This is a genomic window from Sorangium sp. So ce327 (assembly GCF_051530205.1).
GTDB classification, from domain to species: domain Bacteria; phylum Myxococcota_A; class Polyangia; order Polyangiales; family Polyangiaceae; genus Sorangium; species Sorangium cellulosum_B.
This window is the reverse complement of sequence record NZ_CP150330.1, coordinates 9,534,540-9,561,019: the sequence shown is the minus strand read 5'-3', so window position 1 is coordinate 9,561,019 and position 26,480 is coordinate 9,534,540. Positions and strand designations below refer to the sequence as shown.

Here is a 26,480-nt window from a genome sequence, read left to right as displayed (position 1 = left end):
GGCACCCACTGCATCCCGCGGGAGGAGGTCAGCGGGCAGGGCGGTGCAGGGGGAGCTGGCGGCGTGGGGCGCAGCGGCGCGCCCGGACGTCGCGCAGCTGACGCCGGCAGACCGCGCCGCGCTGGCCGATGCGTGGCTCCGCGACGCCTTGCTCGAGCACGCATCCGTCGCCTCGTTCTCGCGCTTCGCCCTGGAGATGATGGCCGTCGGCGCCCCCGCCGCGATGCTCGCCGCCGCGCACGAGGCCGCCGGCGACGAGGTGCGCCATGCGGCGCTCTGCTTCGGGCTGGCGAGCGCGTACGCGGGCGCGGCGCTCGAGCCCGCGCCGTTCGAGTTCGGCGGCCTCGTCGAGGTCAGCTCGGATCTCCCCGAGATGGCGGCGCGCGCCGTCCGTGAAGGCTGCGTCGGCGAGACCCTCGCCGCCGTGCTGGCGAGCGAGCAGCTCGCGCACGCGAGCGACGCCGCGGTCCGGGGCGTCCTTGCCACGATCGCCGAGGACGAGGCCAGGCACGCCGAGCTCGCGTGGCGCTTCGTGGCGTGGGCGCTCCAGGCGGGCGGCGATGCGGTGCGCCGGGCGGTCGCGGCGGCGTTCGATGCCGCCCTCGCGGCGCACCTGCCGGCCCCCCCGGCACAGGCCGCTCCAGCCCTGGCCGCGCACGGGCGGCTCGAAGGCGCCGCCCTGGCCTCCACGTGGCGCCGCGCGATCGCGGACGTCATCACGCCGGCCATGCGCACGCTGCTGTCGGCCCAGCGCCGCGGGTGAGAAATCCTGCGAGAAAAGCCGATTGAGAATGAGCCGTCGCCGGAGATTCAGGCGCCACGGGCCGGGAGAGTCGCGCCGCTGGAGACGCTCAGCGTATTCCCGGCGGTCTGTCGAGCGGACGGCCCAGGGTCATTCGGCGGGCACGTGCAGGACGAATGGGTACGACGTGGTAAAGAACACGCCGGTGTACCCGGCGACGTACAGATCGCCGTCGGCGTCCACGGCCGCGGCGAGCGCCGTTTCGCTGCGCGCCGTCCCGATCTCCTTGGTCCATTGCGCTGCGCCGCTCGCGTCGAGCTTGCGCACGTAGACGTCCTCTTCGCCGCTGCTCGTGGATCCCACGAGGTAGACGTCGTTCTTGCCGTCGATGGCCAGGGCAAAGCCGTAGTCGTAGGACGCATTGCCGGCGTGGTGGGTCCATGACGTCGCGCCGTCTGCGTCGAACTTGCGCACGAAGGCCTCCGGGGATCCCTCGCTCGGGCCGCCGACCTCGCCGGCGGTGCTCCCCGCAACATAGAGGTTCCCGCTGCCGTCAACGCGCGCTGCGAAGACGAAATCGTTCTCCGTGGAGCCGAACTGTCGAGTCCATGACGTCGCGCCGCTCGAGTCGAGCTTGCGGACGAAGGCGTCCCGCTGTCCTCGGTCCGCGTCTGCGACGACGCCACCGGAGGTGTATCCGCCGACGTAGGCGTTGCCGCTGCCGTCGACCGCCACGGCGAGGGCTTCGTCCTCGTCCGGCCCACCAAACAGCTGAGTCCACGCTGGCTCGCCGTTCGCGTCGATCTTGGTCACGAACGCCTCACCCGTGCTCTGGTCGCCGCCGTAACTGGTTCCGGCAACATAAGCATTTCCTTGGCCATCGACAGCCAGCGCGTTCGCCGACTCCGAACGCCACGTGGCAAGCTGCCGTGTCCACAGCGTCGCGCCGCTCGCGTCGAGCTTCCGCACGAACGCGTCGCCAAAGCCTCCGTTGGCACCCCCGAGCGCGCCCCCCGTGATTCCAGCCACGTAGACGTTGCCGCTGCCGTCGACCGCCACGCCCTTGGCGGTTTCGTCGCTCGATGTCCCAAACTTCTGAGTCCACACGACGGATCCATGCGCATCGAGCTTGCGGACGAAGACGTTCGATTCACCGCCGTCCGCGAGCGCGCCGTAGGTGTTTCCCGCGACGTAAACGTTGCCGCCGCCGTCGACCGCCACGGCAAAGGCCACGTACAGGCCCTCCGAACCGAATCTGTAATAAGGGTCGGCGCATACGGCATCGGCGGTTGCTGTTCCGGGGGTCGCCACACCGCCCTGTGGCCATGAGCTCGAAGCCGGCGCGCAATCCGTGAGGGGCGTGCACTCGCGCGCGTCTTGCATCGTCGAAAAGGTGCCATCGCCGCAGATCACGCACTGGCGGTCGCTGGTGCCGGTGCCTTCCTTCGCGATGTACTGACCCGGGGGGCATCGCGACCACGCTTTGCAGGTGTTGCTGGGGTCGCCGTCATGATCGAACGAACCATCAGGACAGATCTTGGGTCTGTCGTCCGGCGCGCCACCTGCTCCTCCGTCGCCGGGCGTTCCGCCTTCGCCGGTTGCTCCGCCCGACCCCACTCCGCCTTCGCCGGTTGCTCCGCCTGAGGTCCCTCCGCCTTCGCCGGTTGCTCCGCCCGACGCCCCTCCGCTGCCGCCCGAGTTGCCCGCGGCGGCGGTCGTGTTCCCAGCGTCGCTCCCAAGGCCGCCGCTCGCGCCCGTTCCTCCGCTCGATGGTCCGCCGCCTGTCGCTCCGGCGCCTTCCGCGTGACCCGTGCCTGCGGAAGAAGGCCGGGTGTCCTCTTCGTGGACCGTGCTTCCGCAGCCGAGGAGGACGATTCCGCCGATGAGGAAGCCGCTGACCTGGCGGTGCCCTGGCCGCTGGCGATCGTGGTTTGAATGCATGCTGACCCCACTGCCCCCGCGCAGCGCGAGTGCTGGAGTATCGTACGCCACTCTGCTGAGGAAGTCGGTTGGTTCCTCGAGCTGGCCCGCGCTTTCAGTGGGAATGATAGGTTGTGGCACTGCTGCTCGCGGCGATCTGCGGGTGTCATGGGGCGAGCGCCCCTGCCTTCCGCGATCCAATGCGAGGGTGGGAGGTGGCTACCGCCGCCTGACGCCTTCGCGCGGAGCGCAGCGCTCGGGCTCTCGGGGCAACCCTCCCCCTCGAGTACACCTGCGACGGGAAGGACTTTCCTTTCAGCGGCATGCCACGACCTCCGACGCTCAGCCGGCGGCGTTCGCCGTGCCGCCCGCGGCGCCCTGAGCCGCCCCACGCTTCGCGGTGGGGCGCGGCGCCCTTCATGCCCCACCGCGAGCACCCGAAAGAGCGACCAGACACGCTCTGGTCGTCCGCGCGGGGGCATGCCGGCCCTCCTGGAACAACGGCGCTGGTTCAACAACCAATCCGCGTAGCCACCCGCGGCGGCGCCGCGCTGCTGGACGGCGCGCGCGGATACGGTTAGCTCCAGACCATGAACCTCACCGACGTCCTGCGGGAGCTCGCCGCGCTGAGCAACGAGAAGATGCGCGAGGTCAACGCCCGCGCCGGAGACGCCCACGGCGTGAACCTCACCCAGCTCCGGGCGCTCGCGAAGCAGCTGAAGACGGACCACGACCTGGCAGGCGAGCTGTGGCGCACCGGAGACCCCGACGCCCGCCTCCTGGCGACGCTCGTGTTCAAGCCAAAGGCCCTCTCGGCGGACGAGCTGGACGCGATGGTCCGGGAGATCGACTATCCCAAGCTCCTCGACTGGTTCATCGTCAACGTGGTGAAGGCGTCGCGGCACGTCGAGGAGCTGCGTGTCCGCTGGAAGGACTCCGCGAGCGCGCTGGTCGGGCGCGCCGGCTGGAGCCTGACGACGGATCGCGTGGTGAAGAGCCCAGCCGGCCTCGATCTCTCCGCGCTGCTCGACCAGATCGAGGCGGAGATGAAGGCGGCGCCGGGCCCGAAGCAGTGGTCGATGAACCACTGCCTCGCCGAGATCGGCATCCACAACCCCGGGTTGCGCGCCCGCGCGGTGGCCATCGGCGAGCGGCTCGAGGTGCTCAAGGACTACCCGGCGTCGCCGGGCTGCACGCCGCCGTTCGCGCCGGTCTGGATTGCGGAGATGGTGCGGCGGCAGAAGGCGGCGAAGGCGCGGGGCAAGTGAGGGGGCGCCTCGCCCTGCTCCCGATGGCGTGAAATCCGCGTGCCCGCGCGCTCGCGCTCGGCCCGCCTCGACGGGGGACAGTAGAACAATTCAATTGCAACAGGAGCAGACTGCGCCGGGGGTGAGGATGAACGTGCACTCCCGTGCTGGATGATTCCATGAAGTGCTGTCAGACCATCGCGCGCCGGCATCGGGTGCACCGAATTGGCGCGGACTGATCTTGCGCCTTGCGATGCAGCACACTAGACTCCAGCCAACGAGATGCAGTCACGGGGTAGGTGACTTGAAACGCCGTCTGTGACGGGCTGATCGCGTGCTCATCGTGACTGGTGTGACGCTCGTGCGGGCGTTCGCGGCCGGACTCGACGCCGGAAGGAGCGGACGAGGCAGGCGAATGGGCCAGCTCGACGTCTGAACACGGCATCTCGACATCTACACGAGGGAATCCAAGTTCACCACGCGAGGGACCGAGTGAGTGTTCGCGCTGCAGCGGCCCATGGCGCGATCCGGCCTGGTGTCGAGCGAGCGCGTTGCGGCGTGCCGTCGCAGGCGAGTCGACCTCTCCCGATCGGATTACCCTCCCTTCTCCCTCGAAACGGACAAGCCGTATCCCTCGAAGCGGACGAGCCGCTGGAAGGCATCACACCCACAACAGCAGAAGGACGGAGAACATGCGAACACGGTCATTGGTAACAGCGTTCCTCGCGTGCGTCGCCCTCGCCAATGCGGGCTGCGCGATGGACGCGTCGGACGGAGATGAGTGGGACAGCACCGAGGAGACCGGTGACGCGACGTTGGCCTCGACGGTGTCGGGCTGGACGGGGTGGTCGTCGGGGAGCTGCGGAATCGGTGGATGCACGCCCATCGTCTCGCCCACGTGCGCCAACGGGAGCTTCGCGAGCCGCTGGGAGAGCAATTCCTCTCGCTCCCAGTTCCGGATCTTCTGTACGCCCGGTCCATCGTCCACGACGAACCACGTCTGGACGAACGATTGCCCCAGCGGCAAGGTCGCGACGGGGGTCCAGTGCGTCACGACCAGCGCGGGGGGATTCTGCTCGACGGCGACGCTCCGGTGCAGCACGCCCGGGGGGGAGTGGGGTACCGGCTCCCAGTCCCAGAACCCGACCACGATAGGCACGAATCGATACCAGTGTCCCGACACAGATGTCACGGGGTATGGATACGTGGACCGCATCAACTACACGGGTGGGGTTTGCGGCACGCTGTGGGGGCCGCTCGACTTCCCGTGATGCCACCTGCGGCCGTTCCCGTCGAGCAGGTCCCGGCCGCGCTCACGGCTGACCGGCGCGCCCGCCGGTAGACGCTGCTGGGACGCAGCGCAACCAGCCCTCGACCTCTGGCAACGACGGCGGGCCTCTCCTGGCCGCGCCGAGCCGCCGCTCGACCCGGCTCATCCGGCTCGATACCGGCGCACGTTTCCGCCGCTCGGTGAGCGCCTCGCCGGCTGATAGGATCGCGGGCCTCACCGTGAACGATCGCCGCGAGAGCTTCCAGGCCATTCCCCACGACGACATCCAGCGCGCCGAGGACCGGTCGTGGACCGATCGGCTCCTCGGCTGGCTGGTGCTGCCCGAGCTCCCCGAGGCCGAGCGGGACGAGATCGCGACGACCCTGGCGCGCATCGAGGACCCCCGCGCGGCGGCACGGCTCATGCGCATCGTGGCGGCGCGCGAGCTGCCCGAGGCGGCGCGCGAGGCTGCGGGCGCGATCCTGAGGAGCGCCGGGAATCCGCCGGGCGGGGCCTGGCTCAGGGCCGCCTGGGCGGAAGGCGACATCGTGCTTCGCCGTCACGCGCTGCTCTTCATGGAGCGCGCCGAGGCGGACCTCGTCGAGCCGGTCGCCCGGGATTCGGCGCACCCGCTTCACAAGGAAGCGATAGAGGCCATCGCGCTCGGCTTCTCGGAGCCGCGCTTCCAGGCGCTGAAGATCGCCGCCCTCGGGCACCCCGACGCGGGTATCCGCAAGGTCGCCGCCGACGCGCTGGTATGGGACGAGCCTGTCGCGGCGGAGGCGCCGCTCCTGCGCGCCGCCGCGGATCCCGCGGTCGACGTCGCCGTCGCTGCGCTGGAGACGCTCCACTATTTCCCGAGCCGGCGCTGCCTCGATGCGGTCGCCGCCCTGTGCAGGCATCGTGAGGAGCGGGTGCGCGCCGCAGCGGCCGCCTGCGTTTTCGAGATCCGCGAGGGGAGGTTTCGGTGGGCGCTCGAGCGCGCCGAGCCGGCCGAGCGGCGGTTTCTCCTCGCGTGGATGGAGCCGGTCCGGCATCTCCTTGGCGTTCTGGGAGACGAGGACGCGTCGGAGGCGGACGATCCCGCCGCATGCGGCCGGATCTCCTCGCCCGGCGGCGATCTCGGGTCGGGGGCAGATCTCGAGATGGCCGAGCTCCTCGCGCTCTATGCCGATCTCGACGGCTGCTGGGCGGAGAGGAAGCATCGGTTCGCGGACCGCTTCCGAGCAGCGGGAGTTGCGGCGGATCGCGGCGCAGCGGCGGCGTTCCTGGCGGGGCATCCGGATCCCTGGATCCGCGATCGATCCGCGTCGCTCCTCGCCGCGTGGGACGAGCAGGAGGCCCTCCTCGGGCTCACCCGTGATGCTGCCTTTCACGTCAGGAAGAGCGCGATGTACTGGCTCGGCGAGCTCCCTGCGAACCGGGCCCTCGCGGGGCCCGCCTGGGAGCACCTCGGCGAGCTCGGGACGACTGGCACGCATGCGCTCGAGACCCTGAACACGTACGTGACCCATGCGCTCAAGGAGGAGGCCGTCCCCCGGCTGTTCGCGCTGGCGCGCAGCGACGAGCGCGAGCCGGTCCGGTACGGCGCCGTCGACGCGCTCGCGAAGCTGGGCGCGCACGCCGAGATCGTGGCGCTCCTCCCCTTGCTCGCCGAGCCGCCGCAGATTACCTGGGCGGTTCACGTCGCGCTCCTCTCCGCGTGCGAGCGTCTCGGTCTCCACCCGGGACGGTGCGACGCGCTCCGCGAGGTCGACAACATCGATGTTCAGCTCGCGCTCGCGCCCTGGGCTTCGGGGTCATCCGTCGCCGATTAGCTTCGAAGGAGAGTCCTGGATCGTCGAGCTTCTGGCTGTCCGAGGTGTTGACAAGGAGAGATTCCGCACACCCATGCCCGACGCAGAAACGTTGTTGTGGAAGATCAGCGGCTAGGACAAGCAAACGCGTTCCGCAAAGTCAAGATTCTCGGAGCCGTTCCTGACTCGTGCAGTCCGACGGTACGAGCTCATTGACAGAACGGGCCTTGCGATCAGGCAGGTCTTCCACGCCTGAAACGCCTGGGATTACCGCCCGTTCAGAGCAGTTGGTCCGTCCTCCGGGAACGGTGTACTGGTCGATCCTCCGGTTCAGACATCGACAGGGGCTCCCGGCGGTCTCCCTCCGCCGGCGTGGGCTCGAGGAGGGGCAGCGTGGCAGAGAGATCCCGGAACAACGAAGCAGCGACGGCGCGACGGGGGCTCGCGGCAGCATTGATCGCGTTTGCATCGGCCGCCTGCGGCGCCTCTCCGGCCCCGGAGCGCCCCGCACCGGCACCTTCCAGCGCCGCTCCGGCCACGCCCCCGCCGCCGGCCCCCCCGGCGGCGTGGCGGCAGGAGAGCTCGCTCGGCGTGCAGATCTCGGTCCCGGCCCACTGGGCCGTCAACGAAGATGTGCCTGCACCCGCCCGCTCCGCCTCCCGCCGACGCGCAGCTCATCGTGGAGGACGCCGCCGGCCGGGGCACGATCTACGTCGCGTTCTCGGGCTGCGTGGGGCGCGGCCTCGACAACGGCGAGAGGCGAGCCCAGGTGAGCGCCTCGCTCGTCAAGATGTTCATGGAACCATTGCACACCGGCTACGTCTTCCACGGCGATCTGAACGGGAGGTGATCTGGAATGAGTCGTGACATCAACCACCTGCACCACGTAGGCCATGTGGTGAGCGATATGGAGGAGGGGCTCGAGCTCTACCGGCGCCTGGGCTTTCATCTGTCGCCGCCCGCCTACCCCGCGCTGTCGCCCGTGGAGGGCGAGCCTCCCCGGCCGTTCGGCGCGGCGAACACCCACGCCGACTTCCCGCGCAGCTTTGTCGAGCTGATGACCTGCGTCAGGGACGACGGCTCCGCCCGGATCCCCGCAGGCGCGAGGATCATCCCCCTCCAGGCTCCCCCCGAGCACCTGCCGCGGATCATGCAGGCCATCCGCGCGACGGTCGCCAGGATCGCCGCGTGCCTCGCGCGCTTCCAGGGCCTGCACATCCTCGTGCTCGGCGCGCCCGACGCCGCCGCCCTCGCCGGCCGCCTCAGCGCGGAGGGCGTCCGTCACGGGGGCGTCAACACCGTGCAGCGGCCGGTGGAGACCGCGGAGGGGCTCCGGATGGCGCCGGTCCGCCTGCTCGAGCTCGACAGCGGCGATCTGGAGGAGGCCGGGTCAGGCCCCGTCCCCGAGGGGAGGATCGCGATGGTGGAGGACCTGCAGGCGGAGCTGCTGCAGACGCAGCTGCACATGGATCATCCGAACGGCGCGGTGGACCTCGTCGACGCCGTGCTCTGCGTGGCCGAAGCTGATCTGCCCGAGGTCGAGCGCCGCTACGAGAAGTACACTGGCCGCAGCGCCCGCGCCGACGGACCGACGCGCGTCTTGGATCTCGAAGGCTCCCGGATCACCCTCGTCGCCGACTCCGATCTGGAGGCGATCTTGCCGGGTGAGCGCGCCCCCGCGCTCCCGGCCTTCGTGGCCTACGCGGTCGCGGTGCGGGACGTCGGCGCCGCGCGGAAGCTGCTGGAGGAGAACGGTTTCCCGCTGAGGGAGTCGGCCTCCGGGGACATCTTCGTTCCAGCCAGCGCGGCGCTCGGGACCGCCGTCATCTTCCGGAGCGCGGGCTGAGCACGCCCGGCGAGCGAAGGTTGCCCGTCCGCGATCGCACAGCGCACGCCATCCAGCACCGGCAGGCTCCCCCGTGAGCGCCCGGGCGCCCATGCGGTCGCGACGTGCCAGCGCATCGTCCGAGGACCGAGGACCGAGGGTGAGCTGGTCCCTCACCGGCGGCCAGCCGGGCGCGGCACGTGCTAAAACAAACGTCCGCATGGAGGCGATGAGGATCGAGGGAAGCGAGCGCGATCTCGAGACGTTCGCCGCGGGGATCCTCCAGGGCGCCGCATCCATCGAGACGCCCACCCCGTTCGAGCGCCAGGTGCGCTGGGACCTGCAGGGCAACACGGGCCTCATCAGCGCCTCCACGCTGCGCTCCGGCATCTCCCTCTCCGCCAGCCGGTGCCGGTGGGCGTGGGCGTCGGGGATGGTCATCGACCACGCGCCGACGGGGCTGGAGTTCGTCCTGTCGCGGGGACCCGACATGCGGGTGAGGAGCAGCGAGGGAGACGGCTTTCTCCTCGGGGGCGGGACATTCCGCATCGGCCAGGTGAAGAGGCCGCTGAAGCTCGTGTGCGAATGGGACGAGTCGGCCCTCGGGCAGGATCAGGACAGCCTCTGCCTCACCATCGACGCATGGCGGCTCCGCGAGCTCCTGGGCTCGCAGGTCCTGCCTGCGCCCCTCGAGCGGATCGTGGCCGACACCGGGGGTTACCCGCGCGCGACGCACGCCATGTCGCCGACCCTGTACCGGCTGCTCGACGAGATCCTGGGCTGCGACGCCAGGGGTCTCTCCCGGCAGCTCTACCTGGAGGCCAAGGGGCTCGAGCTGATGGCGGCCATGCTCGATCAGCTGGAGGAGAGCGAGAGCTCCGCGTCTCCGCTCCTCTCGCAGCACGACATCGCGCGGCTCGAGCGGGCGCGGCACGCCCTGCTGGCGCGCATGGTGGACCCGCCGACGCTCCCGGAGCTCGCCCGGCACGCCGGGCTGAACGAGGTGAAGCTCAAGGCGGGGTTCCGCGCGCTCTTCGGCGCGCCGGTCTTCGCGTACCTCCGGAGCCACCGGCTGGAAGAGGCCCATCGCCTGTTGCGCCAGCGGGCGTGCAACGTGACCGAGGTGGCGCAGCGGGTGGGGTACGAGAACCCGAGCAAGTTCGCGGCCGCGTTCCGCAAGCGGTTCGGCGTGCCCCCGTCGACGGTGGGCTGAGCGCCCTGGGGGCGACGCTCGCTGCTGCGGACGGCGAGGGGGCGCGCGGGGAGCATCGCCACGAGGGGTAGGCGCTGCCAGGGGCCCGCTCGAGGCACGGTCCTCCCGCTGGGAGCTGAAAGGCTCCTGCGTGGAGCGGCGGCGTGCGGCGTCCGGAACCACCATCGCATCGGGCGGCGAAGGGGCTCGCCCCGGGAGAACGCGATGAAGGCGATTGTTCAGTACGAATACGGTTCGGCGGACAACCTGCGGCTCGAGGAGATCCCCATGCCCGCGCTCAGGGACGACGGTGTGCTCGTGCGGATCGAGGCCGCGTCGGTGAACGCGGCCGACTGGCACATGATGCGGGCGGATCCGTTCTTCCTTCGGTTTCTCGGCTTCGGGCTCTTCGCGCCGAAGCACCGGGTGCCCGGCGCCGACATCGCCGGTCGGGTGGAGGCGGTGGGGAAGAACGTGACCCGGTTCCGGGTGGGCGACGAGGTGTTCGGGGATCTGTCCGCTCACGGGTGGGGCGGCTTTGCGGAATACGTCTGCACGTCGGAGCAGGCGCTGGCCCCGAAGCCGTCGAACGTGAGCTTCGAGGAAGCTGCGGCCGTCCCCTTGGCGGCGTTGGCTGCGCTCCAGGCGCTCCGCGACTGCGGGCGGGCGCGGGCCGGGCAGCGGGTGCTCGTCAACGGCGCCTCCGGAGGGGTGGGGACGTTCGCTGTCCAGATCGCGAAGGCCCTGAACGCGGAGGTGACAGGGGTGTGCAGCACCAGGAACCTCGATCTGGTGCGGTCGCTGGGCGCCGATCACGTCGTCGACTACACGCGCTCGGACGTCACCCGGAGCGGGCACGAGTACGACCTGATCGTGGACACGGCGGCTTACCGACCCGTCTCGGACTACCGGCGCGTGCTCCGCGATGGCGGCACGTACGTGCTCGTCGGAGGAACCACCGGGGCGTTTCTGCGGGTCGCGCTCCTGGGGCGATGGTCCGGGTCGAAGGCGATGAAGGCGCACGCGTCGCGTCCGAGCGCCGCCGATCTCATCGCCCTGACGAAGCTGATCGAAGCGGGCACGGTCAGGCCGGTGCTCGATCGGCGTTATCCCTTGAGCGGGGTACCGGAGGCGGTCCGCTATCTGGAGAGCCGTCGCGCGCGGGGGAAGGTGGTGGTCACGCCCGCCACCGCCGTCGTCCCGCCGTCGTGACGCGGGGCCTCCCGCGTCACGTCTCCAGAACGCGCTTCAGCCGATCGAGGAGATCGACCGCGGCGGTGGCGTAGGGGCTGATCCACCGGTCCTGGATCCGCTCGATGGGGAGGCTGCGCGCTCATGCCGGCAGAAAGGCCTGCTTCGAGGAGAGGAGCGCGTCCATCAATGCCTCCCGCTCGGCCGGCGGCTGCGCCGCGACCCGCTCCCACGCGTCCCTGCGGAGGCTCGCCTTGGCGAGGCGGAACGCCGCGGCGGGGCGGCCGCACGCCGTGGCGAGGAAGCGGCGCGCGTCCTCGAGCGGCTCGGCGGAGAGCGCGTCGCCGACGCCCATGTCGAAGAGGCTCGCGGGGGAATGGAGCTCCGCGCCGAAGACGAGCCTCCGGAGCGCGCGGGCGGGAGAGGCGGTCCGGGCGATCTCGAAGGCGACGCGCGGGAAGGCGATGCCCACGGCGAGCTCCGGGAGACCGACCTTGTAGTCGCCGGCGCCCAGGGCGAGGAAGTCAGCGCACATCGCGAGCAGGAGGCCGCCCGCGATCGCATGGCCGTGGACGGCGGCCGCGAGCGGCTTCGGAAAACGGAAAGCGGCGCCGAAGGCGGCGTCGAAGTCGTCGAGGAAGCTCCCGAGCCCTTCTCGATCGAGCGACGCGACCTCGCGGAGATCGAGACCCGCAGACAGGCAGTTGCCGGCGCCGCGGACGAGCACGCCGCGCGCGGCGTCGTCCTCCGCGAGCCGCTGGAAGACGTCGGCCAGCTGGCGGAGCATCGCCTGGTTCATGGCATTGACCTTCGGTCGGCTCAGCGTGACCTCGGCGATGCCGTCTCTGGTGAGCACCTCGACGAATTGCATGGCGGGACGATCGCGCAGAGACGAGCGCGGCGCAAGCTCGCGCGCCCTGGCGCCCTGGCGCCAGCGCCGCGGTGATCAGGCTGCGTGTGCGAGATCGCAAGCGACCCCTCCTGCCAACGCGGCGCTCTATCAACAGATGATCCATGCACCGAAGAACCGCTTTCACGCCACAGCCACCCTGAGCGGACCTGTCAGAGGTCCCAGACGAGCGAGACGGGCACGACGCGCTCCGCATCTCCTGCAAAATTTCCGTGCTGTAACCGCACAGTTCCAGCACCCGGTCGTTCTTGACGCGGGATCGCGGTGAGCCCAACGTCGCGGCATGCGGAACCCGTGGTCGGTGGGCGTTTTTGCGGTGATTGCGCTCGCGTCGGCCTGTGGGGCCCGGGACGCGCTCGACATCGAGGGACCGTCGGCGGAGGAAGGCGAGGTCGGATCGACGGCAGGGGCTGGCGGTGCCGGCGCCACGTCATCGAGCTCGGGCGACCCAGCGATCGGCGCGAGTGCCAGTTCAGGCGGTCCATCCTCGGGCGCTGGGCCGGGCGTCGGGGGCGCGGGGGTCGGGGGTGCGGGAGCCGGCGGCGCGGGAGCCGGCGGCGCGGGGGCCGCCGAGCCGGGGTGCGACCCGACCCGCGTGGAGAGCGGCACCTGGAATGTCAATCGCCAGGAGGATCTCGAGAAGCTGCGCGGCGTCACCGTGCTCAATGGCAGGCTCACCATCGGCGGCGAGGTCTCCGACCTGTCCCCGCTCGCGTGTCTGACGACCATCTCGGGCCACCTCGTGATCAGCGACACCTGGCTGTTGTCGAGCCTCGACGGCCTCGACTCCCTCTCCGTCGTCGGGGCGCAGCTGGAGGTGGCGCGGAACGCGTCGCTGCTCCGCCTCGGCAAGCTTCCGAACCTGCAACAGGTCAACGGGCTCATCGAGATCCGTGAGAACCCGATCCTCGAGAGCGTCGCCGGCGTCGGGCTGAACGCCCATGAAGTGCACGTGATCGACAACAACGAACTCGATAGCTTGTCAGGCTTCGAAAGGTTCGAGGAAGGGGTGCTCTTGATCGAGGGCAATGACCACCTCGTGTCGCTCGACGGGCTGCAGGGCCTCCACCGGGGGACGCTCCGGCTGATCGACAACGATGCGCTCGTGTTCTTGCCAGGTATCGAGAATTTCGAGGAGGGGGAGCTCTGGATCGAGGGCAACAACGGGCTGCAGGCGCTGCACGGTGCGGTGAACCTGCGCCGCGGGCGGATCAGCGTGATCGACAACGACTCGCTGATCAGCCTCGACGGCCTCGAGACCGTCGAGGATCTCGAGGAGCTCGCCATCTCCGGGAACGACGGGCTCTACAAGCTGGGCGGCGTCGGGAACCTCACGACCGTCCAGAACCTCGTGCTGGCGGAGAACCCGCAGCTGACCTCGCTGTACGGCCTCGACCAGCTCCGTTATGCGGGATCCATCTCCATCGCGCGGAACGAGCGTCTCCGCGGCCTGGTCGGGCTCGGGGGGCTCGAGACCGTCGACGGCCTCAACATCAGCGGCAATCCGTCGATGACCACCCTCACGGGCTTGTTCTCGCTGCGTGGTGTCGTGTATGCCTATGTCGAATCGAATCCCGAGCTGGTGATCGCCGACGTCTTCGCGCACCTTCGCTCGGACTCGGGCGACGTGCAGTCGCTTTATTTTATTTCCAACCCCAAGCTCACCAGGATCGAGCTCGGCGGCCTGACGCGCCTGCAAGAGCTGTTCATCGTCGGTAGTGGCTCCCTGGCGGACCTGTCCGGCCTCGCCGGCGTGACCGAGCTGTCGGTGCTCTCCCTGGACCAGAACACCGGGCTCGTGAGCCTCACAGGCATGGAGCAGATCTCGGATCTCTCTCTGCTGTCGATCTCGAACCATCCCCGGCTCACGGATCTCCGGGCCCTGAGCGGCCTCCGCAACGTCCGAAACGGGATCGAGATCGTCGGCAACCGCGCGCTCACCAGCCTCGACGGGCTCGGTTCGCTCAGCGCGGGCGACGGCGTGACCGAGACCGTGTCGCTCCAGGGCAACGAATCGCTCGTCGATATCGACGCTCTGGGCGGCCTGGTCCGCGTGGGCCAGCTCGTCGTCCTGGACAACGACGCGCTGCTCGGGCTGGCGGGACTCGAGGGCCTGGCAGAGCTCGGTAGCCTCATCGTCGCGGCGAACCGCTCGCTCGCGACGCTCCGAGGCCTGGGCGCCCGGATGATCGGTTGGATGGAGATCATGGGCAACGAGAGCTTGCCGAGCTGCGAGGTCGACGCGTTCGTGGAGCGCCTCGACTGGCCGCCCGAGGCCGTGCTCGCGGAGAACAACGGTACCGGGACCTGCTCGCCCTGATCCCGCGGGGAGCCTCGCGCAGGGTGGCGTGCGTGCCGAGGGAGCGCAGATCGACGCCGAGAGAGGTCACGGTGCGCGCGACCGCTCCTCCTGCGCGCGCTCGCGCTCGCGCGCGGCGTAGAGCTCGCGGAGCTCGGCGTGCGCCGCGCGGAGCTCGGCCGTGCGGGCCTCCACCTTCTCCTCGAGCTGGGCGAAGAGGCGGGCGTTCGCCAGCGAGACGGCGACCTGCGAGGAGAGCAGGCCGAGGAGCTCGACGCGATCGTGCGTGAAGACAGCGCTGGCGAGCGCGTTCTCGAGGTAGACGATCCCCAGGACGCGCCCCTGGTGGAAGATGGGCGTGGCGAGGAGCGATCGCGGCTGGACGGCCTTGATATAAGGGTCGGAGCCGAAGGACGGATGGCCCGGAGCGTCATCCATGACGACGCTCTCCTCGGTCCGCGCGACATACTGGACCACGCTGGTGGCCAGATCGGAGCGGGAATCCAGAGGAGTCGAGGCGACCCGCTCGATGCGGCCGCCGGCGACGTCGCCGGTGGCCTCGATGGTGAGGCGCCCCTCGTCCTTCAGGATCAAGAAACCGCGGCGCGCGCCGGCGCTCTCGAGCATGATGCGCATCAGCGCCTCGAGCAGCCGGGGCAGGACGAGCTCCCCGGCGAGGGCCTGAGAGGCCTTGAGTACGCTGCGCACGTCGAGGTCTTCCTTGAGGGCGGTCCTTGCGCCGGTAGGGGCGGGCAGCAGCACGAGATCGGGATGGTCGCGCTCGAGGCGGGCCATGGCGCTCGCGGCGCCCCAGCGCGCATACTGGGCGTGGGCCTCGGTCATGTAGGCGCGCGCGCTCGTGGTCCTGCCGAGCGCCAGGTAGCAGCGCGCGCAGAGCTCGTTGCCGAGGGCGCTGTCGTGGAGATAGCCGCCCTCGACAGCGGCGCGGATGCCCTCGTCGTAGAGATCCAGCGCCTCTCGCCTGTCGCCGCTCACGCGCGCGAGCTCGGCCGCGAGCAGGAGGTGGCGGTGCCTCATGTTGTCGGGCGCATGGCTCGCCCAGAAGGCGACCTTCTCGCCGAGGGCACGGGCCTTGTCGAGATACCGCTCCCGGGTCTCCGGATCCGCGCTGTCGGCCGCCTGGACGAGGGCAATGCCGCCGTAGAAGTGGAACGGCGGGTTGCCCTGCCAGCCGGCGATCCCGATGATGGTGGGGTTCGCCTCCATCGCCAGCGCGGCCGCCCCCGCGTGGTCGCCCTGGAACACGCGCAGGAAGAGGCGGTAGAAGATGGTGAAGAAGAGCGAGGCCTGGTTGTTGACCTGCACCGCGCCGTCGACGAGCTCCTGGATCTGGACCCACTCGCCGGCAAGCTCCGTCGGCCCAGGATCCGGGCTCATGAGGTTCTCGCAGATCTGGCCGACGCAGGAGACCATCCAGGTGATGAAATTCCACCTGTCGAACTTCCTGATGGGCAGCAGCGACTGCGATTCGGCCTTGATCTCGGCGAGCGGGCGGCCGAGCAGGAGGGTCGCCGTGTTCGCGTTGGTCATGCAGTAGAAGGTCCAGACGTACTGCCCTGTCTCCAGGCCGGCATGGATGCCGGAGAACAGGACCTCTCGCCCCTTCTCGTAGCTCGTCCGCCAGTGCATGACGAACGCGCCCCACATGCAGGCGAGGATCGGGTCGTTCCGCTTGTCCGGATAGCGCCGGAGGATCTCGCCCGCGGCCTCGCCGAAGGCGTAGCCGAGCGGGATCCGGCCGCTGACGCACAGGATCTGGCCGAAGACGACGTAGGCGAAGACCGAGCTTTGCGAGACGCCGTATTGCACGGTGTCTCGCAGGATCTTCATCACGCAGAAGCCGAAGTTGTTGCTCGCGAGGAAGTAGCAGGACGAGATCATCTCCTCGAGCACGCTGTGCAGGACGGCGACCTCGGGGTCGGCGAGCCGCGGCAGATCGCAGAGCGACTCCATCGATCGGCCGTCGAGGAACCTGAGCGTCGCCTCGACGTCGCCGGCGACCGCCTCGTCCGACGGGAAGGGCGGGAGATCGATCCCGAAGGCGCGCAGGGCCACGAGCCCCTCCTCGAGGGCGGCGTGCAGATCGGCCTTGAGGATGTGGACCCGCACCTTGAGCCCGTGGGCCCGCGTCTTGTCGAGCCGGCTCCTCGCGTGGATCACGGCCCCTTCCAGCGTGGGGAGGGCGTCGTCCGGGCGGCCGGAGAGCCCCTGCATGAGGCCCATCTTCGTTGTGAGCGCGAAGCTGAGCTCGTACTCCGTCGCCCACGGATCGCCCGGGAGCCTGGCGATGCCCTCGGCCAGGTACTTGAGCGCGGCGTCGAACGCCGCGCTCTCCTCGGCCCGCTCGGCCGCGGCGAGGTTCATCCGCGCGAGATCGACGCGGGCCGCGCGGTCCTGGATCAGGTCGCCGGCGAGGTTCAGGTGGTTCACGACGTCGAAGAGAGAGCGCGCGTCGGACCCGAGCTGCTGCCGCAGGAGCACCCCGATGCGGTGGTGGAGCCCCGGCCGCTCCTCGACGGGGATCATCGCGTACGCGGCCTCCTGGATCTTGTCGTGGACGAAGCGATGGCACGCGCCGTCGCCCGCGATGAGCTCTTCCCTGAGCGCCGGCTCGACGCGCCCGTAAAACTCGTCGATGGAGCACTCGCTGACGGTCGAGAGCGTGCCCAGATCGAAGCGGTTGCCGAGGGCCGCGGCGAGCCTGAGCGCGTCCTGCGCGGCGGGGGGCAGGCGGCGGATGTTGCTCCCCATGAGGTCGAGGACGTTGTCCGTGTACTCGAGGGCGCGTATCGCCTCGAGATCCCAGGACCAGCGGCCGGCCTCATCGAAGGACAGCGCGCCGCTGTCGTGGATCGATTTGAGGAAGCGCTTGATGAAGAACGGGTTTCCGCCCGTCTTCTTCAGCACGAGGGCCGCGAGCGGCGCGCAGTCCGAGCGCCCGAGGCTGTCGCAGATGAGCGCCTTGACGTGCGGGAGCTCGAGCGGGGTGAGCACGATGGGCTCGAGCTCGACGCCGCTCTTCCGGAGCTCCTCGACGGCGCGGATGAAGGGGTGCGTGGGGCTCACCTCGTTGTCGCGGTAGGCGCCGCAGAAGAAGAATGCCCCGAGCCCCTCGGCCTCGAGCAGCGCGTGGACGAGGCTCAGGCTCGCGGCGTCGATCCACTGAAGGTCGTCGAGGAAGAGGACGATGGGGCGCCCCTGCCCCGTGAAGACGGAGACGAAGCGCTGGAAGGTGAGGTTGAGGCGGTTCTGCGCCTCGACGGGGCCGAGGGAGGGCACCGGCGGCTGCTCGCCGACGAGGAACTCCAGCGCCGGGAGGACCTCGCAGATGACCTGCGCGTTGCTCCCCAGCCCCTCGATCATCGCCGCTCGCCAGCGCGCGATGCGCGCCTCGCTCTCGGACAGGATCTGCCGGAGCAGCGCGTCGAACGCCTGGAGCACCGGGCCGAGGGGCCGGTCCCGATTGAACTGGTCGTACTTGCCGGTGATGTAATAGCCCTTCTCGCGCGCGAGGGGCTTCAGGATCTCCTGCACCAGGGAGGACTTCCCGATGCCGGAGTAGCCCGAGACGAGGACGATCTTGCGCGTGCCGCCCAGGACCCCGAAGAACGCCTCGGTGAGGCGCTCGATGCTCTCTTCGCGACCATAGAGCTTCTGGTGGATCTGGAGCATGTACGCGGCGTCGCGCTGGCCCAGGTCGAAGCGATGGAGCTGGCCATGGTCGAGGCGCCGCCGACACTCGTGAAGGTCGGCGAGGAGACCGCTCGCGGATTGATAACGGTTCTCCGCGTTCTTGGAGAGCAGCTTCATGACCACATCGCCGAGCGCGGCGGGCACGGCGGCGTTTCGCGCCGCGGGGTGCTCGGGGATGTGGGCGATGTGGGCGTGGATGAGCTCGAGCGGGTCGCTCGCCTGGAAGGGGACGGCCCCGGTGAGCATGCGATAGTAGAGCACGCCGAGCGAGTACAGATCGGTGCGGTGGTCGACGCTGCGGTTCATCCGGCCGGTCTGCTCGGGCGAGATGTAAGGGAGCACGTCGGAGACGACAGCATCGCTGTAGAGCGACTCGCGCTCCCGCGTGACCGCGGCGTCAACCCCGTAGTTCAGGATCCGGGCCTGACCGTCGCCGGAGACGAGGAAGCTCTTCGGCCTGACGGCGCCGTGCACGATCCCGTGTCCGTGGAGCACGCGCACCGCCTCGGCCATGGAGATGGCGAGCTCGAGGCACCTGCTCACGTCGAGACCGCCGCGCGCCGCGAGGTAGCTCTCGAGCTCGTCGCCGGCGGTGTCCTTGAGGACGAGGACGAGCTCCCCGTCGTGCTCCTCGAGGCCGTAGACCTTGACGACGCGCTCGGACTCGATTCGCGCGATGTGCTTGTACTCGTGCTTGACGCGGGCGCGGTCCACGGTGCGCGAGCCGCCCGCGCCGAGCACCTTGAGCACCACGGGGGCGCCGTCGTCCGCGCGGACGGCGCGGTATCGGGCGGAGTCGCCTCTCGGATCGAAACTGCTGACGGAGTGATAGCTGGGTAGAGTGAGCATCACCGAATCGCTCGACAGGGACCCTGAGCGTACTCGAGCGCAGGAGCTGCGCCGCTGAAAGAACGTCCTCTCCTGTCACGACCTCCGCGCCGGCGCGGCGTCTGTCCGGCTCGCCGGGCATGACGGGGCGTCGCGGGCGAGCCGACCCAGGATTGCGCCGCCGTTTCCCGTGGCAAAGCGCGGTCCTTTTGCCAACATCGCACATCGGCCGGCGCCTCGGGGCCGCTCCGGCGCTCGACCCTTCCATATATGTCCGATAGCCCACGTTACCGCGTGCTGGAGGTGCTGCACCGAGGTGCGGATACGATCCTCTATCGCGCGAGACGCGAGGAGGACGGCCTGCCGGTGGTGCTCAAGGCCCTGCGGCGCGACCACGCGAGCCCGCGCGCCCTGGGGCGCCTGCAGCACGAGCTCGAGATCGCCAGGGCGCTCGAGTCGCCGGTCGTCGTCAAGGCTTACGGGATCGAGACGTTCCGCGATCAGGTGACCCTGGTCCTGGAGGACTTCGGTGGTCGCTCGCTCGACCGGGGCCTCGGTGGCCCCATGCCGATCGAGCGCTTCCTGCCCCTGGCCATCGGCTTCGCCGGCGCGCTCGCCGAGCTGCACCGGCGGCACGTCATTCACAAGGACATCAAGCCCCAGAACCTGCTCCACAACCCCGACACCGGGGAGGTGAAGATCACCGATCTCGGCATTGCCTCCCTCTCGCCCCGCGAGGCCGAGGAGCTCGCATACGACGGGCTCATCGAGGGCACGCTCGCGTACATGGCGCCCGAGCAGACGGGCCGCATGAACCGCTGGATCGACGAGCGCACGGACCTTTATTCCCTCGGCGTCACCTTCTACGAGATGCTGACCGGCACCTTGCCTTTCCATGCGAGCGACCCCGTCGCGTGGGTCCACTGCCACATCGCCCAGGCGCCGCGGCCGCCGCACGCGCTCGTGCCGTTGATTCCCCTGCAGCTGTCCGCGATCGTGCTCAAGCTGCTCGCCAAGGCCGCCGAGGCGCGCTACCAGAGCGCGCTCGGCCTGCGGTACGACCTCGACCGGTGCGTCGGCCGGCTGCGCGCGAGCGGCACCATCGAGGCCTTTCCGCTCGGCCAGCGCGACGTCCCCGCTCGGTTCCAGGTCCCGCAGCGGCTCTACGGCCGCGAGCGCGAGCTAGCGGCCTTGCTCGCCGCGTTCGGGCGCGTGGTCGCGAGCGGCCGGCCCGAGCTCGTGCTCGTGTCAGGCTACTCGGGCATCGGAAAATCGTCGCTCGTCGCCGAGCTGCGCAGGCCCATCGTGCGCGAGCGGGGCTTCTTCCTCTCCGGCAAGTTCGATCAGCTGAAGCGCGACATCCCCTTGCACGCCTTCATCCAGGCCTTCCGGGCGCTTTCGCGGGAGATCCTGTGCGCGAGCGAGGAGCAGGCCGAGCGCTGGCGGCAGCGCCTCCGCGAGGCGCTCGGCCAGAACGGCGGGTTGCTCGCCGACCTGCTCCCCGAGCTCGCGCTGCTCCTCGGCCCCCAGCCGCCCGTGCCCGAGCTCCCGCCCGCCGAGGCGCAGAGCCGGCTGCACGCGACGCTCCAGCGGTTCGTCGCGGCGTGCGCCCAGAAGGAGCACCCCGTCGCGCTGTTCCTCGACGATCTCCAGTGGGCCGACGCGGCCAGCCTCCAGCTGCTCGAGCAGCTCGCCACCCGCGCCGACGCCGCGCACCTGCTGCTGATAGGCGCCTACCGCGACAACGAGGTCGGCCCCGCGCACCCGCTCCGGCTCGCGCTGGCCGAGGCGCAGAAGCACGGCGTCCCTGTCGACGACATCGCTCTCGCGCCGCTCTCCCTCGCCCACGTCGGCGCCCTCGTCGCCGAGGCGGTCCACGCCCCGGCCGCGCCGCTCTCCCGGCTCGTCTACGAGAAGACCGGAGGCAACCCGTTCTTCGTGCTCCAGTTCCTCATCACCCTGCACGAAGAGGGGCTCATCACCTTCGACGCCGACGAGGGCGCTTGGCAGTGGGACCTCGCCGCCATCCGCGACAAGGGCTTCACCGACAACATCGTCGAGCTGATGGTGGGCAAGCTGAAGCGGCTCCCCGTTCCCACGCGCGACGCGCTCAAGCTCGCCGCGTGCCTCGGCAGCAGCGCGGATCTCGACGCCCTCGCGATCGTCGCGAGCCGCCCGGCGGAAGAGCTCCGCGAGGCGCTCGAGGACGCCGTGCGGGAAGGGCTGCTCGTCTGCCGGAGAGGGTCCTCCTACCGCTTCCTCCACGACCGGGTTCAGCAGGCCGCTTATTCGCTCATCCCGGCGGGACAGCTCGCCGAGGTGCACCTCCGGATCGGCCAGCTGCTCCTGAGGGCAAGGCGCCCGGAGGAGCGCGAGGACGCGCTCTTCGACATCGTGGACCACCTCAACCGCGGCGCCGTCCTCCTGCGTTCCCAGGCGGAGCGCGACGAGCTCGCCGCCCTCAACCTCCGCGCCGGCAGGAAGGCCAAGGCCGCCGCCGCCTACCAGTTCGCCGCGGCCCTCTTCGCCGCCGGCGTGGCCCTCCTCGCGAAAGACCCCCGCGAGCGCTGGGAGACCCGGCACGATCTGACCTACGACCTGAGCCTCGAGCGCGCGCGCGCCGCGTACGTCACCGGCGGTTTCGAGGAGACCGAGCGGCTCCTCGAGGAGCTCCTGGAGCACGCGAAGGCCAAGATCGAGCGCGCCGCCGTCGTGGAGCTCGCGGTCGCCTTCTACCAGACCCGCGGGCGGAGCGACCACGCCGTGGAGATCGGGCTCTCGTGGCTCCGCACCTGGGACATCGATCTTCCGCCCCATCCCACCGAGGCCCAGGTCACAGAAGAGATCAAGAGCGTCTGGCAGGCCCTGCGCGACCGCGCGATCGAGGATCTGCTCCACCTGCCCCCCATGGAGCACCCGGCGAGCAAGCTCCTGATGGCCGTGCTGCACGGCGTGGCCGGCCCCGCGCTCTTCGTGGACCAGGACCTGCACTGCCTCGCCGTCGTTCGCATGGTGAAGCTCAGTTTGCGCCACGGCAACGCCGAGAGCTCCGCCCATGCGTATGCGGCCTTCGCGCGGATGCTCGGCCCGCGGCTCGGGCGATACCGGGAAGCGTACCTGCTCGGAAAGGTCGGCCACGACCTGGCGGACAGGAGCGGCCTCCTCACCATGAAAGCGCTGGTGTTCACCCTCTTCGGACAGCACGTCGTCTTCTGGACACGCCACTACCGAGAGACAGCTCCGTACACGCGCGCCGGTTTCAGCGCCGCGGTCGAGTCGGGCGACCTGAACATGGCGTGTTTCAACTGTCTCTGGGCCCCGCTGTTCCAGCTGCTCTCCGGCGGGCCGCTGGAGGACGTGCTCCACGAAGTCGAGGAGCGCCTCGCCTTCGTGCGCAGGACGCATTACGCGTTCGCGCACGGACCCCTCCTCAGCGGCCACGCCATGATCCAGACGCTGCGAGGGAGGCCGGTCGGCGACGCGACGGTGGACGGCTCCGATCTGGCCCCGTCGGCCTTCGATGCGCGGCTCGACGAGGGCCAGCTGCGGGGCGCTCGCGGCCTCCATGACAGCATGAAGGCCCAGGCGCTCTTCGTGCTCGGCCCTCCCGGCGAGGCGCTCGCCGCGGCGACGCGCGTGATCGTCGACCACCCCCTCTGGACCGAGCCCTCGGCGCTCATCGCCGAGAACTGCTATTATTACGCGCTGGCGCTCGCGGCCGTCTCGTGCGACGCGCGCGCGCCGCATGAGCAACACGGGGCGCGGCCATCCCCGGCAGAGGGGCTCCCCTCGGGTCTAGTCGACTGCGAAGGGCAGCTCGGCGAGTGGGCCGCGAGCTGCCCCGACAACTTCTTCCACAAGCACGCCCTGATCCGCGCCGAGATCGCCCGGCTCCGCGGGCAGGAATCGGACGCGATACGGCTTTACGAGCAGGCCATCGCGTCGGCGCGGGAGGGCGGCTTCGTCCAGCACGAGGCCATCGCCTGCGAGCTCGCCGCTGGGTTCTACCGCGCGCGCGGCCTGCCCACGCCCGCCGTCGCCTACCTGCGAGACGCCCGCGCCGCCTACTTTCGCTGGGGCGCCCACGCCAAGGTCGAGCAACTCGACCAGCGCTATCCGCACCTCGCCCCGCGCAGGCCGATCGCCCCCACCGTCACCTTCGCCGTCCGGGCCGAGCAGTTCGACGTCCTGTCCGTCGTCAAGGCCTCTCAGAGCATCTCCGGCGAGCTCAAGCTCCCGCGCCTGCTCGAGATGCTCCTGCGCACGCTGATCGAGCACGCAGGTGCCGAGGAAGGCTATGTGCTCCTGATCCGGGAGGATCGCATGTCGGCCGCGGCGGCGATCGCCGCGTCCGGGGGCGCGGCGCGCCTGTTCGACGCGGGCGAGGCGCCGGGGGCGCTGCCGCAATCCATCCTCAACTACGTCCTTCGCAGCCACGATCGCGTGCTGCTCGACGACGCCACGGCCAAGCACACGTTCTCCGAGGACGAGTATTTCACGGAGAAGAGGCCGAGGTCGGTGCTGTGCCTCCCGATCCTGCGGCAGGCCCGGCTGCTCGGCGTGCTCTACCTGGAGAACGGGCTCGTGGCCGGCGCGTTCACCCCAGGGCGGCTCAGCGTGCTCGAGCTGCTCACCTCGCAGTCGGCCATCTCGCTCGAGAACGCCATGCTCTATGCCACGGTCGAGCAGGAGAACGCCGAGCGGCGGCGGGCGGAGCAGGCGCTGAAGGCCAACCAGGCGACGCTGCAGGCCATCGTCGACAACTCCGCCGCGGCCATCTACCTCAAGGATCGCGAGGGCCGGTATCTGCTCGCCAACCGCCAGGCGGCCAACATCCTCGGCCTGCCGAGCGATGAGCTCCTCGGAAAGACCGACGCCGAGCTCTTTCGCAATGCGAGCGTCGAGGTGCTCCAGACCAACGACCGGCGGGTGCTCGACGCGGGCGAGCCGCTGGAATTCGAGGAGGAGACGCTGGTAGAAGACGAGCCGCGCACCTTCCTGTCGGTCAAGTTCCCTCTGGGCGAGGAGATCATGCCCGGCGTCGTTTGCGGCATTTCCACCGACATCACCGAGCGCAAGCGGGCCGAGATCGCCGAGCGCTTCCTCGCCGAGGCGAGCTGCAAGCTGATGGCCCTCGGCTACGGCGCGACCCTCGAGAGCGTGGCGCACCTCGCGGTCCCCGAGCTGGCCGACCGGTGCGTCATCGACGTGGACCTCGCCCAGGGCACCGCTGGATCCACGGTCACCGCGGTCACCGCGGGCGTGCCGGCCGAGCTCGCCGGCGCGGTGATCGAGGCGCTGCGGCCCCTGGCAGCGACCGCGCCGGACCGGCTCGAGGTGGGCGACGTCCGCGTGGTGCCCCTCCTCGAGCGGCTCGGCGTTCACTCCTTCCTCCGCGTCCCGCTCCTCGCGCGCGACCGGCGCTTCGGGGTCATGACCCTGCTGGCGACCGCGCCCCGGCGCCGCTATGGCCGCGCCGACCTGTGGCTTGCCGAGGAGCTGGGCAGCCGCGCCGCGCTCGCCCTCGACAACGCGCGCCTGTTCGCCGAGGCCCAACAGGCGATCGAGCGCCGGGACGAGTTCCTCCTCGTCGCCTCGCACGAGCTCAAGACCCCGCTCACCTCGCTGAAGATGCAGGCCCACCTCCTCGCGCGGCTCTTGCCTCGCTATGGGCGCGGGGAGATCGCCCCGGAGCGCATCGACGCCGCGATCAAGGTCCTCGATCGCCAGATCGCGCGCCTCGCCCACCTGGTCAACGAGCTGCTCGACGTCACGCGCCTGAACGCAGGCCGGCTGACCCTCGCGCGCGCGCTGGTCGACCTGGCGGCCCTGGCGCGCGAGGTCGTCGAGCGCATGCACCAGCAGCTCGACGACGCCCGCTGCCGCACCGAGCTCGAGCTGGACGAGCCCGTCATTGGAAGCTGGGATCCTTCTCGCATCGAGCAGGTCCTCATCAACCTCCTGTCCAACGCGATCAAGTACGGCGCGGGAGGCCCCATTCACGTCGCCGTGCGCCGCGAGGGCGATCGCGCGTTGCTCGTCGTCCGCGATCACGGCATGGGCATCGCCAAGGCCGATCAGGCCCGGATCTTCGAGCGCTTCGAGCGCGCCGTCTCTGTCCGCAACTTCGGCGGCCTCGGCCTCGGCCTCTACATCGTTCGCTTGATCATCGCGGCTCACGGCGGCACCATCCGCGTCGAGAGCGCGCCGAGCGCAGGCGCCACGTTCATCGTCGAGGTCCCTTTGCTCCCGGCCGAGGCCGAATCGGACACGGCGATCGACGACCAAGGCGCCCTGCTCCCACCGGCGTAGAGCGCACGCTTCCCTGCGCGGATGCCACGCATCTCCTGGTGTCCAGCGGAGCACCGGTCAAGTTGCCCATCGCCAGGGATCCCGGTTTTCCCGCCTCGCAAGCGCGGAACGGTTGTACGGTGCCGCTCGTGAAAATGCGCCTCGCTGCCGTCCTGCTCCCGTCCTGCGCCGCGGCTTCGCTCCTGGCCTGCGGTCCATCGGCTCCGCCGGCGGCCGCCCCGCCCGCGCAGGCGCCCCCTTGGGCGATCGGCGTGGCGCCTGCTCCGGTCGTGAGCCCGGCGCCCGCCGAGCCCGGGCCGACCGCGGCCCCCGCTCCGGCGAAGACGTGCAGCGAAGCGCAGGACATCGAGACCTGCGAGACCGAGTGCGCGGCGGGCAAGGCGGCCGCGTGCGAGACGCTGGGCGACCTCCACGCGAAGGCGGAAGACATGGCGACCCCGGGGTTCTCGCTCGGGTCCGCGCTGCGGGCGTTCGGCGAGGCGTGCAAGCTCGGCGCGAAGAGCGCGTGTGACAAGCGCGAGGTACAGCTGAAGGAGCTCCGCGCCGCGTGCCAGAAGAGCGCGAAGAGCTGCGCCGCGCTCGGCCGGGCGCTCTCGAGGCAGGACGGCCACGACAAGGAGGTCGACGAGAGCTTCGACCGCGCCTGCAATGCGGGAGACGTCGCCGCCTGCGAGGACCGCGGCGAGCTGCACATGGACCTCGAGCCGGCGAAGATTCACGCGGCGATCGCCGAGAAGGCGCTGGATCGAGCGTGCGCGAGCGGCTCGGTGAGCGCGTGCTGCTCGCTCGTGAAGGTCTACACGGACACCGACCGCGAGAAGAAGGCCGACGCGGCGAAGGCGCGGGTCGAGGCCGCGAACGACAGGTCGCAGCAGGGCCGGATCGCGTGCGACGTCTTCCGCCTGGGAGGCAAGCCCAAGGTGCGGGTGATCGCGAAGGCGAACGCGGAGAGCGCGAAGGCCTTGAGCAAGCAGGAGATCGCTTTGCTCGAGGAGGTGCTGTCGCGCCGGGTGCCGTATTGCTATGGCGAGCCGCCGAAGACCCCCGCCGAGCTCGACATCGAGCTCAGCCCGGATAGCGCTGCCAAGCTGGCCGGCTACACGGGGGTCGACAGCGAGCAGTGCGTGAGCCGCATCGTGGAGAGGATCCACCTCGCCGGCACGGCGCCGCGCCGCGCCCGCTTCGGGCTCAGCTTCGAAGCGGCGAAGTAACGCTCGTCGCTGGCGACGCGGAG

General features: G+C 70.3%; 14 protein-coding genes. 11 read left to right on the top strand and 3 right to left on the bottom strand.

The window, feature by feature from the left end:
* The first annotated feature begins 43 nt into the window (after positions 1-43).
* Positions 44-763, top strand: a complete 720-nt coding sequence (locus WME95_RS35785) for a hypothetical protein (RefSeq protein ID WP_437903804.1) — start codon at positions 44-46, stop codon at positions 761-763.
* Positions 764-892: 129 nt separating this feature from the next.
* Here the strand turns inward: WME95_RS35785 and WME95_RS35780 are convergent, their stop codons facing one another.
* The gene (locus WME95_RS35780) at positions 893-1,975 is read right to left on the bottom strand and encodes an SBBP repeat-containing protein (protein ID WP_437903803.1); all 1,083 of its coding nucleotides are present in this window, start codon (positions 1,973-1,975) and stop codon (positions 893-895) included.
* Positions 1,976-3,252: 1,277 nt separating this feature from the next.
* On the opposite strand from WME95_RS35780, the gene WME95_RS35775 reads away from it, so the two are divergent.
* The 7 genes from WME95_RS35775 to WME95_RS35745 all read left to right on the top strand — a co-directional run bounded on the left by WME95_RS35775 (position 3,253) and on the right by WME95_RS35745 (position 11,204).
* A complete protein-coding gene (locus WME95_RS35775) occupies positions 3,253-3,930 on the top strand; it encodes a DNA alkylation repair protein (RefSeq protein WP_437903802.1) in 678 nt (225 codons plus the stop codon).
* Positions 3,931-4,601: 671 nt separating this feature from the next.
* Positions 4,602-5,180 (top strand): hypothetical protein, encoded by a 579-nt coding sequence (locus WME95_RS35770; RefSeq protein ID WP_437903801.1) that lies wholly within the window; start codon positions 4,602-4,604, stop codon positions 5,178-5,180.
* Between the two features lie 238 nt (positions 5,181-5,418).
* Positions 5,419-6,996, top strand: coding sequence for a hypothetical protein (locus tag WME95_RS35765; RefSeq protein ID WP_437903800.1), 1,578 nt, complete (start codon positions 5,419-5,421; stop codon positions 6,994-6,996).
* A 610-nt stretch (positions 6,997-7,606) separates the two neighbouring features.
* Positions 7,607-7,825: a hypothetical protein gene (locus tag WME95_RS35760; RefSeq protein ID WP_437903799.1), complete on the top strand. Its 219-nt coding sequence runs from the start codon at positions 7,607-7,609 to the stop codon at positions 7,823-7,825.
* 6 nt (positions 7,826-7,831) lie between these two features.
* Positions 7,832-8,821 carry a VOC family protein gene (locus WME95_RS35755; protein WP_437903798.1) on the top strand — a complete coding sequence of 330 codons (990 nt, stop codon included), beginning with the start codon at positions 7,832-7,834 and terminating at the stop codon, positions 8,819-8,821.
* A gap of 199 nt (positions 8,822-9,020) precedes the next feature.
* Complete coding sequence (locus tag WME95_RS35750; RefSeq protein ID WP_437903797.1) at positions 9,021-10,013, top strand: helix-turn-helix transcriptional regulator; 993 nt, start codon at positions 9,021-9,023, stop codon at positions 10,011-10,013.
* Positions 10,014-10,217: 204 nt separating this feature from the next.
* On the top strand, positions 10,218-11,204 hold the full coding sequence (locus tag WME95_RS35745; RefSeq protein WP_437903796.1) for an NAD(P)-dependent alcohol dehydrogenase: 987 nt from the start codon (positions 10,218-10,220) through the stop codon (positions 11,202-11,204).
* A 121-nt stretch (positions 11,205-11,325) separates the two neighbouring features.
* On the opposite strand, the gene WME95_RS35740 is transcribed toward WME95_RS35745, so the two are convergent.
* The gene (locus WME95_RS35740) at positions 11,326-12,054 is read right to left on the bottom strand and encodes an enoyl-CoA hydratase/isomerase family protein (RefSeq protein ID WP_437903795.1); all 729 of its coding nucleotides are present in this window, start codon (positions 12,052-12,054) and stop codon (positions 11,326-11,328) included.
* Between the two features lie 634 nt (positions 12,055-12,688).
* Between WME95_RS35740 and WME95_RS35735 the strand changes: the two genes are divergently transcribed.
* The gene (locus tag WME95_RS35735; RefSeq protein ID WP_437903794.1) at positions 12,689-14,413 is read left to right on the top strand and encodes a leucine-rich repeat domain-containing protein; all 1,725 of its coding nucleotides are present in this window, start codon (positions 12,689-12,691) and stop codon (positions 14,411-14,413) included.
* Positions 14,414-14,479: 66 nt separating this feature from the next.
* Here the strand turns inward: WME95_RS35735 and WME95_RS35730 are convergent, their stop codons facing one another.
* Positions 14,480-18,955, bottom strand: coding sequence for an ATP-binding protein (locus WME95_RS35730; protein ID WP_437903793.1), 4,476 nt, complete (start codon positions 18,953-18,955; stop codon positions 14,480-14,482).
* A gap of 249 nt (positions 18,956-19,204) precedes the next feature.
* Here WME95_RS35730 and WME95_RS35725 point away from each other — a divergent pair, with 249 nt between their 5' ends.
* A complete protein-coding gene (locus WME95_RS35725) occupies positions 19,205-25,246 on the top strand; it encodes an AAA family ATPase (RefSeq protein WP_437903792.1) in 6,042 nt (2,013 codons plus the stop codon).
* A gap of 119 nt (positions 25,247-25,365) precedes the next feature.
* Complete coding sequence (locus WME95_RS35720) at positions 25,366-26,457, top strand: hypothetical protein (protein WP_437903791.1); 1,092 nt, start codon at positions 25,366-25,368, stop codon at positions 26,455-26,457.
* Positions 26,458-26,480 lie beyond the last annotated feature (23 nt).